We start from the raw sequence: 15,396 nt of genomic DNA, 5'->3' as shown, positions 1-15,396 counted from the left end.
CCGCTCACGAGACGCGCTCCCGCCGGTTGATCCACTCGGCAACGCGCGCCAGATGATCGAAATCACCCCAGGCCCATTGCGGCTGCAGCTTGGCCGGAAACGGTGTCTGCGACAGCAGATATTGCGCCACCAATTGTTCGGCCCGGATCAGCGCCCGTGTCACATGATCGGGCACATCGGCGCCCTTGCCGAGCGGGGTGTGGCGCTTGCCCTGATCCTTGCGTCCGCCCTTCAGCTGCCAATATTCGATTGAACCGGCTGTCCCGCCCGGCACCGGCTGGCCATCGCGGCTCAAGCCGCCAGCCGCGGCGATCGCCAGCCCCAGCGCCAGCTGGTTCGCCTCCAGCGCCTTCACACGCGTGCCGGAAGGCACGCCACCCGTCTTGTAATCGATCACCCGCAGATTGCCCTCGGCATCACGGTCGAGCCGGTCGATGCGGCCGCTCAGCATCACGCCGCCAGCCAGTTCCAGCTCGCCCTTCACTTCGGCCAGCATCTGCGTCCAGCCGGCGTCTTCCTCGGTCAATATTTCCTGGCCCGCCCATTCCAGCGCCCGCTGGATGCGCGGCACCCAGGCGGCAGCGAGCAGCGGGAAATGCGAGGTGGCGCTGCCCAGCACCTCGGCGGTGATCTGCTGCAGCTGCGCCAGGCTGCCGTGGCGGGCGGCCACCCATTTGTCGAGCACGTCGTGGGCCAGGTTGCCGCGCATCATCGCGGTCGGGTCCTGATCGAGCGGGTCGAGCTTGCGCAGCTTCAATATATGCTTGGCGTGGAAGGCAAAGGGATCGGCGATCAGCGTGTCGATCTCGGTGATGCTGATGCGGCGCGGGCGCAGCTTCAGTGCCGGGTTGGGCCGCGGCTGTGGTGCCGGCTTGGGGCCTTCCGTGGCACCATCCAGCGCGCGGGCAATCCGGATCAGCTCATCCCGGCGCGGCAGCAGATCGGCGCCGGCGCGCTCAAATTGCGCCACCAGCCGCAGCCACAGCCGCGAGGCAACTTGTGGCCCGCTGGCATCGCGCCGCGCCCGCGTGATCAGCACGCGCCTCGCGCTGGCAGCCCGCAGGAAATCCTGCGCGGCCAACCCTTGCGCCCGCGCCGTACCGGGCAGGCCCAGGGCGCGGCGGATGGCCGGGGCCAGCCACGGATCAGGCGAGGGGCGGCCAGGCCAGGTCGCTTCGTTGAGGCCGGCCAGCACCAGCGTGTCGGCGCGGGTCAACTGCGCTTCGACCGGGCCCAATATGGCAAGGCGCGGATGGCCCTGCCCCGGCACGCGCACGCTGCTGCCGGCCATCAGCGTGGCCAGCAGTGCCGGGGCTTCATCGGGGCGCAGGCTACCGAACAGCGCACCATGCGTTTCAATTTCGGCCACCAGGGCCGCCAGTTGCCGGCCATCGGGGCCAGCCCAGGCGCCATCGCCGGCCAGCGCCGTCAGCGCATCGCGCAGCGCCTGCATCAATTCGGGCAGGGTGATGGCGGTCGACAACCGCAGCCGGTCCAGTGGCTCCAGCGCCGGGGCGAGATCGTGCCACCAGCCCATCAACCGGGCAGCAAAGCGATCGTGACGCCCATCCTGTTCGTGCAGCCAGCGATCAAGGCCAGCACCGGCGCCATCAAGGCCGGGTGCCGGCCGCACGCCGCGCAAGGCGATATCGGCCAGGCGCACATCAGCGCTGAACACCTCGTCCTCGGGCCGCACCAGACCATGTTTCAGCACGGCGAGCAGCCGCGCCGGGGCGAATTCCTCGGCCATCGCCTCCACCAGTGCCAGCGCCAGCGCACCCGGCGGGGTGAGCAGCAAGGGCTGGCCGGCCGATGAATCGATGGCGATGCCCCAGCGCCGGCAATGCGCCGCCACGCGCCGGGCGAGCAGCGGATCGGGGGTGATCAGTGCGGCGCGCTCATTCGGCCGCTCCAGCGCCTCGCGCAGCGCCAGCGCCACCACCTGGGCTTCCTCGGCCGCGGTGGCGCACTCGGCCAGTGCCAGTCCATCGAAGGCAGCGGGCGGCGGTGGCGGCGGGGTCGTCGCGGCCGCCGCCGGGGCCAGTGCCGCCAGCAGCGCGGCGGCGCGTGCGGGCGGGCCATCCAGCTTGCCGCCGCTGGCGGGCCACGCCTGCACGTCCGCACGCTCCAGCCCAATCGCGGCCAGCAGCTTCTTCAGCGCCCATTGCGGGTGGCCCGGATCATCGCGGCCACCTTCGGCGCTGCTGATCGGGATCGCCGCCCAGCGCGCCATGCCCGCTTCAGACAGGTCATCATCAAGGCCGGGCAGCACCACCAGGCCCTGCGGCAAGCGCAGCACCGCATCCAGCAGCCGCACCAGCGCCGGGGTGGGATTGGCGAGGCCCGCCGCCACCACCAGGCCGATGGGCGGCGTCGTCTGCCAGCGCGCGATGGTGGCATCGATCAGCGCGGCGAGGCGCGTGGCGCCTTCCGTGCCACCATGGCCCGTCCGCGCTTCCGGCCAGACGGCGATGATGAGTTCCAGAAAGGCCAGCGTCTTCTGCCAGTGATCGGCCAGATCCTGGCCATCGGCGGCGGCGCGCAGGGCCTCGGGCTCGATTTCCTCGGCCAGCAGCGCATCCAGCACTTCGCCCAGCGCATCGCCCAGCCGCAGCCGCTCCACCGCCGATCGGTCGCTGCCGGGCAGGCTGCCCGCCAGCCGCGCCAGCTCCAGCCGGCGCAGCAGCGGCGCCACGGCGGGCAGCAGCACCTCCGCACCGGCCGCCAGCCGATCGAAACCGCCGTCATCCAGATCGCCCACCGGCACCATGCGCGGCAGCAGCAGGCCACCACCGGACGCCGGTTCCGGCAATTGCCGCACAAAGGCCTCGGTGAGCGCCGTCACCGCGCGGCGGTTGGGCAGCAGCACCAGGGCCCGCGCCAGCGCCAGCGGATCGCCCGCCGTGCGCGCCAGCAGCCCGGCCGCCAGCGCATCGGCAAAGGCGACATGCAACGCGATGTTGAACACCGGTGGGCGCAGGGGTGGGCGTGTTGATGGGCTGGTCACGGTTCCAGCATAGGGCCAGTTGCAGCACCCGCCAGCCCCTGATTGGGGATATCGCCGGCCGTGCGAACGCGGCGCAGCGCTGCCGGCCAGCGCTCTGGCTGCCGGGAAGCGGAATCAAGGCGGCGGGTGCGTGGGCCACCCGCCGCCGCCCCGCCTGGGCGGGATTCAGTTCAGGCTGCCGCGCTGCGTTGATATCGGGCGCGAACCCGATCGACCGTGCGCAGGCCATCGGCCGCCAGCGCCAGCATCGCGCGATAGGATTCAGGCGAAATGCCCAGGAAACTGCGGCGGCCATCGCGCTGGCAGGGCCGGCGCACGATCAGGCCGGCCTTGGTCATGCTGTTGATCCAGCGCAGCGCGGTGGTGCTGGGCACATCCGCTGCAATGCACAGGCTGGTGACCGAGGTTTCGCGGCGCCAGTAATGCGCTACCGCCAGATCGAGCAGGATATCCCACGCCGGTTCGCCCAGGGACAGATCGGACAGATGGCGGGCGCGCAGCCGGCGAATGCGGAACTGGCCTTCAAGGAAGGCGATGCAATCTCCTTCGGCAACATCCGTGCTGCTGGCTTGCGGCTGGCCCACCAGCTTGTCGGCCAGCGCGGCGAGGCCCTGGGCCATGTCGGCAACCTGACGGGCGATGGCGGCCGCTGGCTCGCCGCTGCCGGCCAGCGCCTGCAGCGCCGCCAGATCCAGATTGGCAAGATCGGCCGCCGGGCGCCCGCCGCCCTGAGGTGCCTGGCCGGCAGGGGCAGGCGATGGTGGGGCAGCAGCCTGGGGGAAGCCGGGCCCCAGCCGATCCGTTTGCCGCCGTTCCGGCAGGCGCGGTTCGGGCAGGTCTCGTTCATCCTGGATTGGCACGGCATGGGCCCCTTTGGCCGCATTGGCCTGCTCCATCCCGGTGTCGAGACCCGTATCAAACCCTGTCTCATACCCCGGCGTGGCAGCACGCGTCGACAGGCTCCCCGCCGCAGAGCGACCCGAGCCAATCACGCCTGACTCGCCGAAATCGCGGGAAAATCCCGTGTCGTATCCGACGTCTATCATCGAACTCACGCCCCCGTTGCTTGCGAGCAGACTATGGCTCGCAAGCAATGGCCTCTAACATTTGCTCCACTCTGGTGATGCACAGGGGCTGGTCCATTATGGACAGTCCTGCCCGGGAAATAAGTTCATTAAGGTTTAATTCTGGCGACCATGCCACGATTGGCCCGCGTTCGCCGGCGCCGGCGGGCAACATGGCCAGGCACAGCTGCACTGGCGGACACACGGACTGACCGGACGGGAAGCTTTCCACCTGCCAGCCCAGGATTTCGGCCAGCATCGTCACCGGTTCGGCCAGCCCGGGCGGCAATCCGAACAGCGCCAGCCGATGCATCGCCGGCGGCACGCCGAACCCGGCCTGCGGTACGTCCAACCCGGCCTGCAACGCCGGGCCCGACCTGGCCGGCATGGTGGCAAGGCTTTCCGGTGCAGCCCACGGCCAACCGCCGCCCTGTGCCCAATCCTGACTGAATTCCCGCTGCGCAACACTCACTGGCCACCACTCCATCCGCCCGACGCTGCCGCGCCACACCGCCGATAACGGCGGCTGGGCGATCGGCTTGCAGCGGCCAATGGGCGGAAAAATGGTTAGCGGCGCCAGCCCCGGCGACGGCGCTGCGGGCAAGGCCGGCCGCACTCATCCGGCCAGCGTGAACAGATCTTCCAGCGCCAGCAGTGCGACGGGCAGCACCAGCCGATCAAGACCCAACCGCGCCAGTTGCGCCGCCAGCTCGGCATCTGCAGCTTCGACACAGATCATGTTGCCAGCCTGCCGCAACAACAGCCGAGGTGCGGCCGCACCTTGGACCGAACCTCGGGCCAAACGCCGTTCGGCCTGCCTTTCGCATCCCGGATCATGCGGTGCCCAATGGTCGTGCAGGCCAGGGCCATCGCCCCAACCGCGACTGCCCAAGCCGTCCTGCATCGTCATAATGCCATCCCAATCGACCACGGGCCAAGGCACCGCCGGATCAACGGCGGCAAAACTCTCTGGCAACCGGCCATCCCGGCGGCGACCTTCGCCATGGCCACCGGGCGGATCGACATCCCACCCCAGAATGTCTGCCAATAACCCGATGATTTCAGCCTCTTCAGATCGCAATCCGGTCAAACGGATACGACGATTGGTGCATACGTCGGCCCTCTCCGACGACGCCGGCAACAATATCTCCACAGCAATTCCCCAACTCAGACCCTCGCACCGCCGTGGTTAACCGATTGGTAACAGCCGGCAAGGTGCAACTTGATCCATTTTGGTTGCGATCGGCGACTTACCGTGGCGAAAGGGCTGCACACTCGACACGGGGTCGGCAATTTGCTTCCATACCGGTCCACACAAACATCAATCTGGGGAGAACGCGCATGTTCAGCCATATCATGCTGGGCGCCAACGACATCGCAGCGTCCAAGGCCTTTTACGATGCCACCTTCGCCGCCATGGGCATCGCGCCGGGCAATACCGACCCCAAGGGCCGGGTGTGGTGGATGACCCCCACCGGCCGGTTTGCTATTTCCCCGCCGATTGACGGACAGCCCGCCACGTGTGGCAACGGCAGCACCATCGGCTTCGCCGTGGCCAGTCCGGAAATGGCCGATGCCTGGCATGCCGCTGGCGTCGCCAATGGTGGCACCACCTGCGAAGATCCACCCGGCTTGCGCCAGGGCGCGATGGGGGCACTTTATCTGGCCTATCTGCGTGATCCGTCGGGCAACAAATTGTGCGTCATGCACCGGATGGCCGCGTGATGCGCGCCCTCACCCTGCTGGGAGCAGTGCTGTTGCTGGCCGCGCCGGCGACAGCGCAACTGGTCAAGGACAAGCCGTCACTCACGCTGGCTGGCGCCCGCATCATCACCGATGCCGCCCAGGCCGAGGCCGACAAGCGCGGCCTGAAGGTGACCATCGTGGTGGTCGATCCCGCCGGCGTGCCGATCGCGCTGCGCCGCATGGACGATGCGTCGCTGGCCGGCCCCGACATCGCCACCGGCAAGGCGCAGACCGCGGCGAAGTTCGGCAACCCCACAGCCGTCTTTGAACAGCGGCTGCAGAAGGAAGGCCAGCTGCGCTATCTCACTTTTCCGGTGGCGATGGTCGCTTCCGAAGGCGGGGTTCCCATCAAGCGCGATGGCAAGACCGTGGGCGCGGTGGGCGTTTCGGGCGCCACCAGCCAGGAAGACGGCCTGATCGCCGCTGCCGGGGTGGCGGCGCTGGAAGCGGCACTGGCGGCAAGGAAGTAGCCCGCCTTGTTGGCTGAATCCGGCCGGCCCACCTGCGCCCTCTTGCCGCTGGTGGGCCGGCCGCGCTATTGAGGCGCACAACACAACACAGGAGAGACTGCCATACCACCGCCCCCACGCCGCATGATGAACACGCCCGCGCCGATGACCGGCCCGCGTTATGATGAATTCATCAATGTTCCCAAGGTCCGTGTCATCGATCAGGACGGGGAAAATCTGGGTGTGCTCTACACCCGCGAAGCCATCGCCATCGCAGCAGAGGCCGGGCTCAATCTGGTGGAAGTCTCCCCTGGCGCCGATCCGCCGGTGTGCAAGATCCTCGATGTCGGCAAGTTCAAGTACGAGGCCCAGAAAAAGGCCGCTGCCGCCCGCAAGAACCAGAAGACGCAGGAGATCAAGGAGATCAAGATGCGTCCCAACATCGACGAGCATGATTATCAGACCAAGATGAAGGCCATCCATCGCTTCCTGGAAGAAGGCGACAAGGTGAAGCTCACCCTGCGCTTCCGTGGTCGCGAACTTTCGCATGGCGAGCTGGGCCTGAAGCTGCTGGAGCGCGTGCGCGACGAGACCGCCGAACTCGCCAAGGTGGAGCAATTGCCCCGCCTGGAAGGCCGCCAGATGCTGATGGTGATCGCACCGAAGTAAAGCAGCGCGGAGACTTCATGCCGATCGAAGCGCTGAACCACGTCCAACTGGCCATGCCACCCGGCCAGGAGGGCGCGGCTCGGCGCTTTTATGCTGGGCTGCTGGGCATACCGGAAGTGCCGAAGCCTCCAGCGCTGGCCGCGCGCGGCGGCTGCTGGTTCGAGCGCGGCGAGCTGAAAGTCCATCTCGGCGTCGAAGCCGATTTCCGGCCGGCCAGGAAGGCTCATCCGGCCTTCACGGTCAGCAATCTCGCGGGCCTTGTGCAGCAACTGGTGGCCGCAGGCATTGCGGTGGACCGGGATGAGCCGCTGGCCGGTTTCGATCGCTGCTATGTGTCAGACCCGTTTGGCAATCGTATTGAACTGATGGAGCCGCTTTGACACGGCGCGCGCTGCCCAATTGCCTTTACCGCTTCACCCCGCTAACTCGCCGCCCATGTCATTCTTTGCCCCCGCCCTCGAAGGCACCAAGCCCGAACAATATGCGCAGTTCGCCGAGCAGCTCCGCCTGCTGATCGGTGATGAGCGCGACTTCACTGCCAACATGGCCAATATGGCGGCGTTGCTGTTCCACCAGCTCCCCGATCTCAACTGGGCCGGTTTTTACCTGATGAAGGAGGGCGAGCTGGTGCTCGGCCCGTTCCAGGGCAAGCCGGCCTGCATCCGCATCCCGCTGGGTCGCGGCGTGTGCGGCACGGCGGCGGCGACCCGCGAAACCCAGCTCGTGCCCGATGTCCACGCCTTTCCCGGCCATATCGCCTGTGATGCCGACAGCCGCTCCGAAATCGTGGTGCCGCTGATCAAGGATGGTGTGATCATCGGCGTGCTCGATCTCGACAGCCCGAAACCCGGCCGCTTCGATGAAGACGACCGGGCCGGGCTGGAATCCGCAGCGGGGCTCTTGCTGGGGGCCAGCCTGATGGTCTGATCCGGCGCCGCCCGGCCTGAGAGGGGCTGGACCGGGCCGCAGCGGGCTCAGATCATTTCTCCATCTTCACGATCACTTCGGTGCGTTGATTGGCCATCGCTGCATCGATGCCCTTCAACGCGGCGGCGCGCTGTTCGGCCGAAAGATCGCGGGACTTCTCGATGGCGGCGCGGGCCGAGGCCATGGCCGCCTGCAGCTTCTTCTGCATTTCCATGCCGCAGGTGGCGAGCTGATCGAAATCAGCGTCGGCGGGCAGCTTCACGCCCTCGCCTTCGCAGCGGGCGCGCATGCGGGCCTTCACTTCGGCGATGCGGGTTTCGGCCATCTTGCCCGCCATCGCGGCGTGCTTGCCGGCCATCTCAGCCATTTCCTGGTGACGGATCATCACCATCTTCTTGCCTTCGGCGGTCTCCATCACTTTCACCATGTCGCCGGGACCACCGCCATGCATCATCATCACGTGCGGCCCGTCGCCCTTGCTGTCGTCGGTGATGACCTTGCCATCCTTCATGATGATGGTGCGCACGATCTTCTGGCCAGGCTTGGCGTCCTTGCCATCGGCATGGTGCTTGAACACCATCACCCTGGGCGCGTCGGGCGCACTGGGCGGCGCTGGTGCCGCCGGCGGCGAAACCGGAGCCGGCGGTGACACCGGCGCGGGCGGCGAGACGGGCGACGGCGGGGCGGGCGGGGCCGGCGGCGCGGGCTGTGCACCCGAAGCAGTGGCGATCAGGCCGCCGGCAGCAAGACCCGTAACGGCCAACAGGCCAAAGGCACGGCCAAAGCGGCCCGGCTTGCGATCCTTCATCATGGCAAAACGTTCCTTCAACTGGCTCTTGTGGTTCATGGCGCAGGCGGCGACCGGGGTGGCGACGCAGGCGGATTTCAACACGGCCCGGCCATAGGTGGCGCGGGTTTCACCATCGCTGCCGGCCAGCACGCTGGCATCGCAGGCAAGTTCCTGATCGGCGCGAAAGGCGCGCCAGGCGGCATGGGCAATCGGGTTCCACCAATGCGCCGCCAGCACCACCAGGCCAGCCAGATTGGCCGCGAGGTCAAGCCGATCATGGTGGGCCCCTTCGTGCAGCAGCGCCATGCGGCGCTCGGCCGGCGAATAGCGGCTGAGGAAATCGGCCGGCAGCAGGATGCGGCGGTGGATGATGCCGGCCGCCATCGGCCCGGGCACATGGCTGGAAACGATCACGTCCACCCCGCCCTGGCGGGTGAGCAATTCACCGTCGCGCACCGCCTGCCCGACAAAACGCATATGCCGCGTCCACTGGATGGCGAGGAACAGGACTGCGCCCAGCGCCCACGCTCCGAGCAGCAGCACCGGCCAATCCGGCACCAGGCTCACCTCTGGCCCGATCTGCACCGTCGCCGCCGGCAACGGCTGCGCCTGGAGCGCGGCGGAAGCCGGGTCCATCAGGGCCAGCGTCATGTCGCCATCGGTCCTGGCCTGCGCCACGGGCACATAAAGCGGCCGCCAGCCCGGAATGGCGGGCAACATCATGCGCAAGGCCGGCAGCGCCCACAGCGCATAGGCCATGTGGGCACCCCACAGCCGGGCGACGGGCTTGCGCACCGCCAGTACCAGCAGCATCAGCAGCGTGGCGCCGATCAGCGCCTCCACCAGCCAGGCAGATGTCAGCATCTCGCTCATTGCTTCAGCTCCCGGATCAGGGCTTCGAGTTCGGCAATATCGGCAGACGAAAGCTCGCCGCGTTCCGCGAGGTGGGCGACCAGCGGCGCCGGGCGGCCACCGAACAGGCGATCGACCAGGCGGCGGGATTCACCCGCGGCAATGGCGGCGCGATCAACGGCGGGGGCATAGAGATAGCGGCGGCCATCCTCGGTGGTGGCCAATGCGCCCTTGGCGGCGAGACGGGAGAGCAGGGTCTTGACCGTGGTCAGGCTCCAGCCCGTCGCCTCCAGCCGCGCGGCAACATCCTGCGCGGTGAGCGGGCTGTCACGCCACAGCACCTCCATCACCTGGAATTCGGCTTCGCTGATCCGTTCGGCCATTGCCTCGTCCCGATTCGATTACATCTGTCGTCAATGTATCGATTACGCCTGTAGTCGTCAAGCAGTGTTGTGCGGGGGTGGGACACTCCTGCGCGCGCGCAGCTTGCTGGCCGATGAATGGCCTGATTGCTTGACTTGCCCGCCACGGCGATGGCAAGCGGACGCCGGCGCCGGCGGGTATGATGTAATGGTAGCCTGTCAGCTTCCCAAGCTGAACGCGCGGGTTCGATTCCCGCTACCCGCTCCATCGCAGCCGGGCGAGCGCGCGTGCCGCGCGCCGACTCCGGCAAGATCGGCCGGCGACCAAAAAAGGCGACCCTCAGGTCGCCTTTTTCGTGAGTCGTCCGACGGCGTGGCTCCGCCACGCTCTTCCTTACTTTCTTCCTTCGTCACCCCAGGCAGACTCGGCGGCTTTGCCGCCGGCTGCCGCCACGCGCATAATCCCCCTCACCCCGGGCCGCCCTGCGGGCGTCTCTCGCCCTCTCCCACAAGGGGAGAGGGGTTACTCCGCCGCTTCCCCCAGCGGCGGCAGATTGTGGCCCAGCAGGCGCAGCAACTCGGCCGCCGCTTCCACGATATTCGTCCCCGGCCCGAAGATCGCCACCGTGCCGGCCTTTTGCAGGAAATCATAATCCTGCGCCGGGATCACCCCGCCAGCGATCACCTTGATATCCGGGCGCCCGGCCTGCTTCAGTTCGTTGATCAGCGCCGGCACCAACGTCTTGTGGCCCGCCGCCAGTGATGAAGAGGCGACCAGATCCACGTCGAGCTTCAGGGCCAACTCGCGCGCTTCCTCCGGCGTCTGGAACAAGGGCCCGACCGTCGCATCAAAGCCCAGATCGGCCAGCGCCGTGCCCACCACCTTGGCGCCGCGATCATGCCCGTCCTGGCCCATCTTCACGATCAGCACGCGCGGCTTGCGCCCCGTCCGGCGCTCGAAGGCTTCCACCCCTTCGGCGACGCGCACATAGGCCGGATCGGCCTTGTAGGCATCGGCATAGACGCCTTTCACCATCTTCACGACCGCGGCGTGGCGGCCGAACACGTCTTCCATGGCGGCCGAAATCTCGCCCAGGGTGCAGCGGGCGCGTGCCGCTTCGATGGCCAGTGCCAGCAAATTCTCGCTGCCGCGCGCGCCCTGGTGCAGTGCTTCCAGTGCCGCCTGCACCCGGGCCGGATCACGCGACGCCTTCATGGCCTCGATGCGGGTGATCTGGCTGGCGCGCACCGCCACATTGTCCACATCGAGCACCGGCACTTCGTCCACATTGGCCGGCTTGTACTTGTTGACGCCCACAATGACGGTTTCGCCCATGTCGATGCCGGCCTGCTTGGCGGCGGCGGCGGCTTCGATCTCCAGCTTGGGCATGCCGGTTTCAACCGCCTTGGTCATGCCGCCCTGGGCTTCGATCTTGTCGATGATGGCCTGCGCGCCATCCACCAGCTGCCTGGTCAGCGCCTCGACATAATAGCTGCCGCCCAGCGGATCGACGACCTTGGTGATGCCGGTTTCTTCCTGCAGCACGATCTGCGTGTTGCGGGCGATGCGGGCGGAAAAATCGGTGGGCAGCGCGATGGCTTCATCCAGCGCGTTGGTGTGCAGCGACTGGGTGCCGCCCAGCGCGGCGGCCAGCGCCTCGATCGTGGTGCGGATGACGTTGTTGTACGGGTCCTGCTCCTGCAGGGACACGCCGGACGTCTGGCAATGGGTGCGCAGCATCAGGCTGCGCGGATCCTTGGCGCCGAAATTGGCCATGATGCGCGCCCACAGCGTGCGGGCGGCACGCAGCTTGGCGACTTCCATGAAGAAGTTCATGCCGATACCGAAGAAGAAGCTCAGCCGACCGGCAAATTCATCGACATCCAGCCCCTGTTTCTGGGCGGCGCGGACATATTCCATGCCATCGGCCAGCGTGAAGGCCAGTTCCTGCAGCGCTGTCGCCCCGGCTTCGTGCATATGGTAGCCGGAGATCGAAATGCTGTTGAATTTCGGCATGTTGCGGGCGGTGTGGGCGATGATGTCGGCCACGATCCGCATCGACGGTTCGGGGGGGTAGATATAGGTGTTGCGGACCATGAACTCCTTCAGGATGTCGTTCTGGATGGTGCCATCCAGTTTCGCCTGAGGGACGCCCGATTCTTCCGCCGCCACGATGTAGAAGGCCAGGCACGGGATCACCGCGCCGTTCATTGTCATCGAGACGGACATCTGGTCGAGCGGAATGCCGTCGAACAGGATCTTCATGTCCTCCACGGAATCGATGGCGACACCGGCCTTGCCGACATCGCCCGACACGCGCGGGTGATCGGAATCATAACCGCGGTGCGTTGCCAGATCGAAGGCGACCGAAAGCCCCTTCTGCCCGGCTGCGAGGTTGCGGCGATAGAAGGCGTTCGATTCCTCCGCCGTGGAGAAACCGGCATATTGGCGCACCGTCCACGGCCGCCCGGCATACATGGAGGCGCGCACCCCGCGCGTGAACGGCGCGAAACCGGGCAGGCCCGGGTCCCAGCCCGCCGTGTCTGCTTCGGTATAGAGCGGCTTGACGGTGAAGCCTTCCGGGGTGTGCCAGTCCAGCGACTGCCCCTTCACTTCCTTGGCGGCCATCGCGGCCCACTGCTCTACCCCAGGACTATTTGGCGCCTTGGTCATGCTCATCCCTCCGTCGCGGCTTCCAAGCCACTTGGGACGGCCCGCGTCAACCAGCGCGACAAATAGGCCGCTATTCGGCCGCCTCCGCCCCGACCTCCACCAAAGTCTCCACCTTGGGGCTGGCCGTCGCGGCAATCGCCAGCAGGCGCTTCTCGATCGCCTTCAGCCGCACCGGGTTGTCGATCTTGGCACCGGTCAGATCGGTCACGTAAAATGTATCGGTGGCCTTCTCGCCATAGGTGGCGATGTGGGCACTGTGGATGGTGAGCTTCTGCTGGAACAGGCCATTGGTGAGCGCATAGAGCAGGGCCGGCCGGTCGGACGCATTCACTTCGATCACCGTGTAGCGGTTGCTGGCCTTGTTATCGATCAGCACGCGCGGTTCGACGCGGAACAGTTCGGCCTTGCGGCGGGCGAGCGGCCGGGCGGCGAGCTTGTCAGCCAGGCGCACGCGGCCTTCCAGCACGTCGGCAATGCTGCGTTTCAGCCGGGCCAATTGCGCCGGTTCGGCAAAGGGCCGGCCCAAGGGATCAAGGACGACGAAATTGTCGACCGCCATGCCATCGCGGGTGGTGTGGATGCGGGCATCGAAGATATTGCCGCCAGCCAGGCTGATGGCGCCGGCGATGCGATAGAACAGGCCGGGGTGATCGGTGGCGTAGATGGTGACCAGCGTGGTGCCGCGATTGGGGTCGGGCGTGCAGCCAACGGCCAGGGGGGCGTCACCCGCGCCATCGACCAGCGCGGCGTTGGCGCTGAGTACATCCGGGGCTTCGGCCACCCAGTAACTGTCGGCAAAGCGCCGGGCGTAGGCGGCAAAGCGCTGCTCGGGCCAACCCAGCGCAGTGCGCAGCCCAGCCTGCTTGGCGGCGATGCGCTCGGCGCGGCCGGTCTGCTTGTGGCCCAGGCGCAGCACTTCCTCGGCCGTTTCATACAGCTCGCGCAGCAACTGCGCCTTCCAGCCATTCCACACGCCGGGGCCAACGGCGCGGATATCGACCACGGTCAGGATCAGCAGCAGGCGCAGCCGTTCCGGGCTGGCGACGGCTTCGGCAAAATCGAGGATGGTCTTGAAATCGGACAGGTCGCGCTTGAAGGCGGTGCGGCTCATCAGCAGGTGATGTTCCACCAGCCAGGCGACGGTTTCGGTCTCTTCCTTGTTCAGCCCCAGCCGCGGGCACAGGCGGCGGGCGATGTCGGCGCCCAGCAGGCTGTGATCGCCGCCGCGCCCCTTGGCGATATCGTGCAACAGCACCGCGACATGCAGCACGCGCCGGTTGATGAGCTGGTGGATGATCGCGCACGACAGGCTGTGTTCGGCTTTCAGATCGCCATTCTCGATGCGGGCGACCAGGCCGATGGCGCGGATCGTATGCTCGTCCACCGTGTAGTGATGGTACATGTCATACTGCATCTGCGCCACGACGCGGCCGAAATCCGGCACGAAGCGGCCGAATATCCCGGCCTCGTTCATCCACCGGAGCACGGTTTCAGGATCGCGCGGGGAGGTGAGCACGTCCAGGAACAGGGCATTGGCGGTCTTGTCGCGGCGCACGCGCTCGTCGATCAACTGGGCATCGCGGGCGGCGACGCGCATGGCGAGCGGGTGGATGGCGAGGCCCTGGCTGTCGGCCAGCGCGAAGATTTCCAGCAGCCGCACCGGATCGGCCTGGAAGAAATCATCGGACGGCACGCCGATCTGGCCGCGGCGCAGGGTAAAGCCCTTCAGCCGGTTCGGCCGGCGGGTGAGCGTGGGCAGCCAGGCCAGGCGCGCCGTCGATTCATCCAGGTGCGCAAGGAACAGCCCGGTGAGATCGCCCACCGATTTCGCCATCAGGAAATAATGGCGCATGAAACGTTCCACCGCGCTCATGCTGTCGCGGTTGGCATAGCGCAGCCGGGCGGCCAGCTCGCGCTGCACATCGAAGGTCAGCCGCTCCTCGGCGCGGCCGGTGACATGGTGCAGCATGATGCGCACCGACCACAGGAAGCTTTCGGCGCGGCGGAACTGGCGCAGCTCGTCCGCCGTCAGCAGGCCCTTGTCGACCAGTTCGGCAACACTGTTCACCTGGTGCAGATATTTGCCGATCCAGAACAGCGCGTGCAGATCGCGGAGGCCGCCCTTGCCTTCCTTCAGATTGGGTTCGACGACGTAACGGCTGTCGCCCATGCGCTGGTGGCGGGCCTCGCGCTCGGCCAGTTTTTCGGCCACGAACGCCCGCGCCGTGCCTGCCACCACTTCCTTGCGGAAGCGCGCATTGGCTTCGTCATAAAGTTTCTGATCGCCCCACACGAAGCGCGATTCAAGGAAGGCGGTGCGCACCGTCATGTCGGAACGGCCGATCCGCACCACGTCATCAAGGCTGCGCGTGGCATTGCCCACCTTCAGGCCCAGATCCCACAGCAGATAGAGCAGGGTTTCGATGACCTGCTCGCCCCACGGCGTCTGTTTCCATGGCGTCACGAAAACGATGTCCACATCGCTGTGCGGCGCCATCTGGCCGCGGCCGTAACCGCCCACCGCCACCAGCGCCAGCCGTTCGGACTGGGTGGGATTGGCCAGCGGATACAGGTGGCTCACCACCGTGTCGCAGGCCAGGCGGAGCAGCTGATCCGTCAGGAAACTCTGCGCGGTGGCAAGTTCGAGGCCGCGGCCGGGGTGGGCCTCCAGCCGCAGGGCGATTTCGGTGCGGCCGGCAATCAGCGCGCCGCACAGCGTATCGGCGAGCAGGCGACGACGTTCGGCAAAACTCTCGCAGCGCGCCAGCCCGCTGGCCAAGCCATCGGCCAGAGCCCGGCGATCGATGATCGCGCGGCGATTGTGGATGGCATCAAGCCTCAACATTGCAGTGCAGC

Annotated in this window: 13 protein-coding genes and 1 tRNA gene; 6 read left to right on the top strand and 8 right to left on the bottom strand. The window is 67.1% G+C overall.

Features of this window, described 5'->3' with window-relative positions:
• Positions 1-4: 4 nt before the first annotated feature.
• From addB to D619_RS0102805, 4 genes are all read right to left on the bottom strand, one after another.
• Positions 5-3,007, bottom strand: a complete 3,003-nt coding sequence (gene addB / locus D619_RS0102820) for a double-strand break repair protein AddB (protein ID WP_026090638.1) — start codon at positions 3,005-3,007, stop codon at positions 5-7.
• 170 nt (positions 3,008-3,177) lie between these two features.
• Entirely contained in the window at positions 3,178-4,053 is an 876-nt protein-coding gene (locus tag D619_RS17075) for a winged helix DNA-binding protein (RefSeq protein WP_152417250.1), read from the bottom strand.
• A gap of 31 nt (positions 4,054-4,084) precedes the next feature.
• On the bottom strand, positions 4,085-4,687 hold the full coding sequence (locus tag D619_RS17745; protein ID WP_152417249.1) for a hypothetical protein: 603 nt from the start codon (positions 4,685-4,687) through the stop codon (positions 4,085-4,087).
• Entirely contained in the window at positions 4,688-5,224 is a 537-nt protein-coding gene (locus D619_RS0102805; RefSeq protein ID WP_152417248.1) for a hypothetical protein, read from the bottom strand.
• A gap of 188 nt (positions 5,225-5,412) precedes the next feature.
• On the opposite strand from D619_RS0102805, the gene D619_RS0102800 reads away from it, so the two are divergent.
• The 5 genes from D619_RS0102800 (at position 5,413) to D619_RS0102780 (ending at position 7,862) form a co-directional block, all read left to right on the top strand.
• Complete coding sequence (locus tag D619_RS0102800; RefSeq protein ID WP_017667042.1) at positions 5,413-5,796, top strand: VOC family protein; 384 nt, start codon at positions 5,413-5,415, stop codon at positions 5,794-5,796.
• Positions 5,796-6,287, top strand: coding sequence for a heme-binding protein (locus D619_RS0102795; protein WP_017667041.1), 492 nt, complete (start codon positions 5,796-5,798; stop codon positions 6,285-6,287). Before D619_RS0102800 ends, D619_RS0102795 begins: the two co-directional genes overlap by 1 nt.
• 123 nt (positions 6,288-6,410) lie before the next feature.
• Entirely contained in the window at positions 6,411-6,935 is a 525-nt protein-coding gene (gene infC / locus D619_RS0102790) for a translation initiation factor IF-3 (protein WP_017667040.1), read from the top strand.
• 17 nt (positions 6,936-6,952) lie between these two features.
• Positions 6,953-7,315 (top strand): VOC family protein, encoded by a 363-nt coding sequence (locus tag D619_RS0102785; protein ID WP_017667039.1) that lies wholly within the window; start codon positions 6,953-6,955, stop codon positions 7,313-7,315.
• Between the two features lie 55 nt (positions 7,316-7,370).
• Positions 7,371-7,862 carry a GAF domain-containing protein gene (locus tag D619_RS0102780; protein WP_017667038.1) on the top strand — a complete coding sequence of 164 codons (492 nt, stop codon included), beginning with the start codon at positions 7,371-7,373 and terminating at the stop codon, positions 7,860-7,862.
• A 52-nt stretch (positions 7,863-7,914) separates the two neighbouring features.
• Here D619_RS0102780 and D619_RS0102775 read toward each other — a convergent pair whose 3' ends face one another.
• Together D619_RS0102775 and D619_RS0102770 are read right to left on the bottom strand one after the other, a co-directional pair.
• On the bottom strand, positions 7,915-9,525 hold the full coding sequence (locus D619_RS0102775) for a M56 family metallopeptidase (RefSeq protein WP_017667037.1): 1,611 nt from the start codon (positions 9,523-9,525) through the stop codon (positions 7,915-7,917).
• Positions 9,522-9,887, bottom strand: a complete 366-nt coding sequence (locus tag D619_RS0102770) for a BlaI/MecI/CopY family transcriptional regulator (protein ID WP_017667036.1) — start codon at positions 9,885-9,887, stop codon at positions 9,522-9,524. The genes D619_RS0102775 and D619_RS0102770 overlap by 4 nt, the downstream gene beginning before the upstream one ends.
• Before the next feature lie 173 nt (positions 9,888-10,060).
• Between D619_RS0102770 and D619_RS0102765 the strand changes: the two genes are divergently transcribed.
• A tRNA-Gly gene (locus D619_RS0102765) sits at positions 10,061-10,134 on the top strand.
• A gap of 255 nt (positions 10,135-10,389) precedes the next feature.
• On the opposite strand, the gene scpA is transcribed toward D619_RS0102765, so the two are convergent.
• Together scpA and D619_RS15365 are read right to left on the bottom strand one after the other, a co-directional pair.
• Positions 10,390-12,540, bottom strand: a complete 2,151-nt coding sequence (gene scpA, locus D619_RS0102760) for a methylmalonyl-CoA mutase (RefSeq protein WP_026090636.1) — start codon at positions 12,538-12,540, stop codon at positions 10,390-10,392.
• Between the two features lie 70 nt (positions 12,541-12,610).
• A complete protein-coding gene (locus D619_RS15365; protein WP_017667034.1) occupies positions 12,611-15,385 on the bottom strand; it encodes a [protein-PII] uridylyltransferase in 2,775 nt (924 codons plus the stop codon).
• Positions 15,386-15,396 lie beyond the last annotated feature (11 nt).

The organism is Sandarakinorhabdus sp. AAP62 (genome assembly GCF_000331225.1).
Taxonomy (GTDB): Bacteria; Pseudomonadota; Alphaproteobacteria; order Sphingomonadales; family Sphingomonadaceae; genus Sandarakinorhabdus.
The sequence above is the reverse complement of the archived record's forward strand: the minus strand, read 5'-3'. Positions and strand labels throughout refer to the sequence as shown.

Bases quoted from the DNA above. Each gene is read 5' to 3' on its own strand.
- D619_RS0102780 (WP_017667038.1), top strand. From the start codon at position 7,371: ATGTCATTCTTTGCCCCCGCCCTCGAAGGCACCAAGCCCGAACAATAT.
- D619_RS0102770 (WP_017667036.1), bottom strand. From the start codon at position 9,887: ATGGCCGAACGGATCAGCGAAGCCGAATTCCAGGTGATGGAGGTGCTG.
- scpA (WP_026090636.1), bottom strand. From the start codon at position 12,540: ATGACCAAGGCGCCAAATAGTCCTGGGGTAGAGCAGTGGGCCGCGATG.
- D619_RS0102785 (WP_017667039.1), top strand. From the start codon at position 6,953: ATGCCGATCGAAGCGCTGAACCACGTCCAACTGGCCATGCCACCCGGC.
- D619_RS17075 (WP_152417250.1), bottom strand. From the start codon at position 4,053: ATGATAGACGTCGGATACGACACGGGATTTTCCCGCGATTTCGGCGAG.
- D619_RS0102775 (WP_017667037.1), bottom strand. From the start codon at position 9,525: ATGAGCGAGATGCTGACATCTGCCTGGCTGGTGGAGGCGCTGATCGGC.
- D619_RS0102800 (WP_017667042.1), top strand. From the start codon at position 5,413: ATGTTCAGCCATATCATGCTGGGCGCCAACGACATCGCAGCGTCCAAG.
- infC (WP_017667040.1), top strand. From the start codon at position 6,411: ATGATGAACACGCCCGCGCCGATGACCGGCCCGCGTTATGATGAATTC.
- D619_RS15365 (WP_017667034.1), bottom strand. From the start codon at position 15,385: ATGTTGAGGCTTGATGCCATCCACAATCGCCGCGCGATCATCGATCGC.
- D619_RS0102795 (WP_017667041.1), top strand. From the start codon at position 5,796: ATGCGCGCCCTCACCCTGCTGGGAGCAGTGCTGTTGCTGGCCGCGCCG.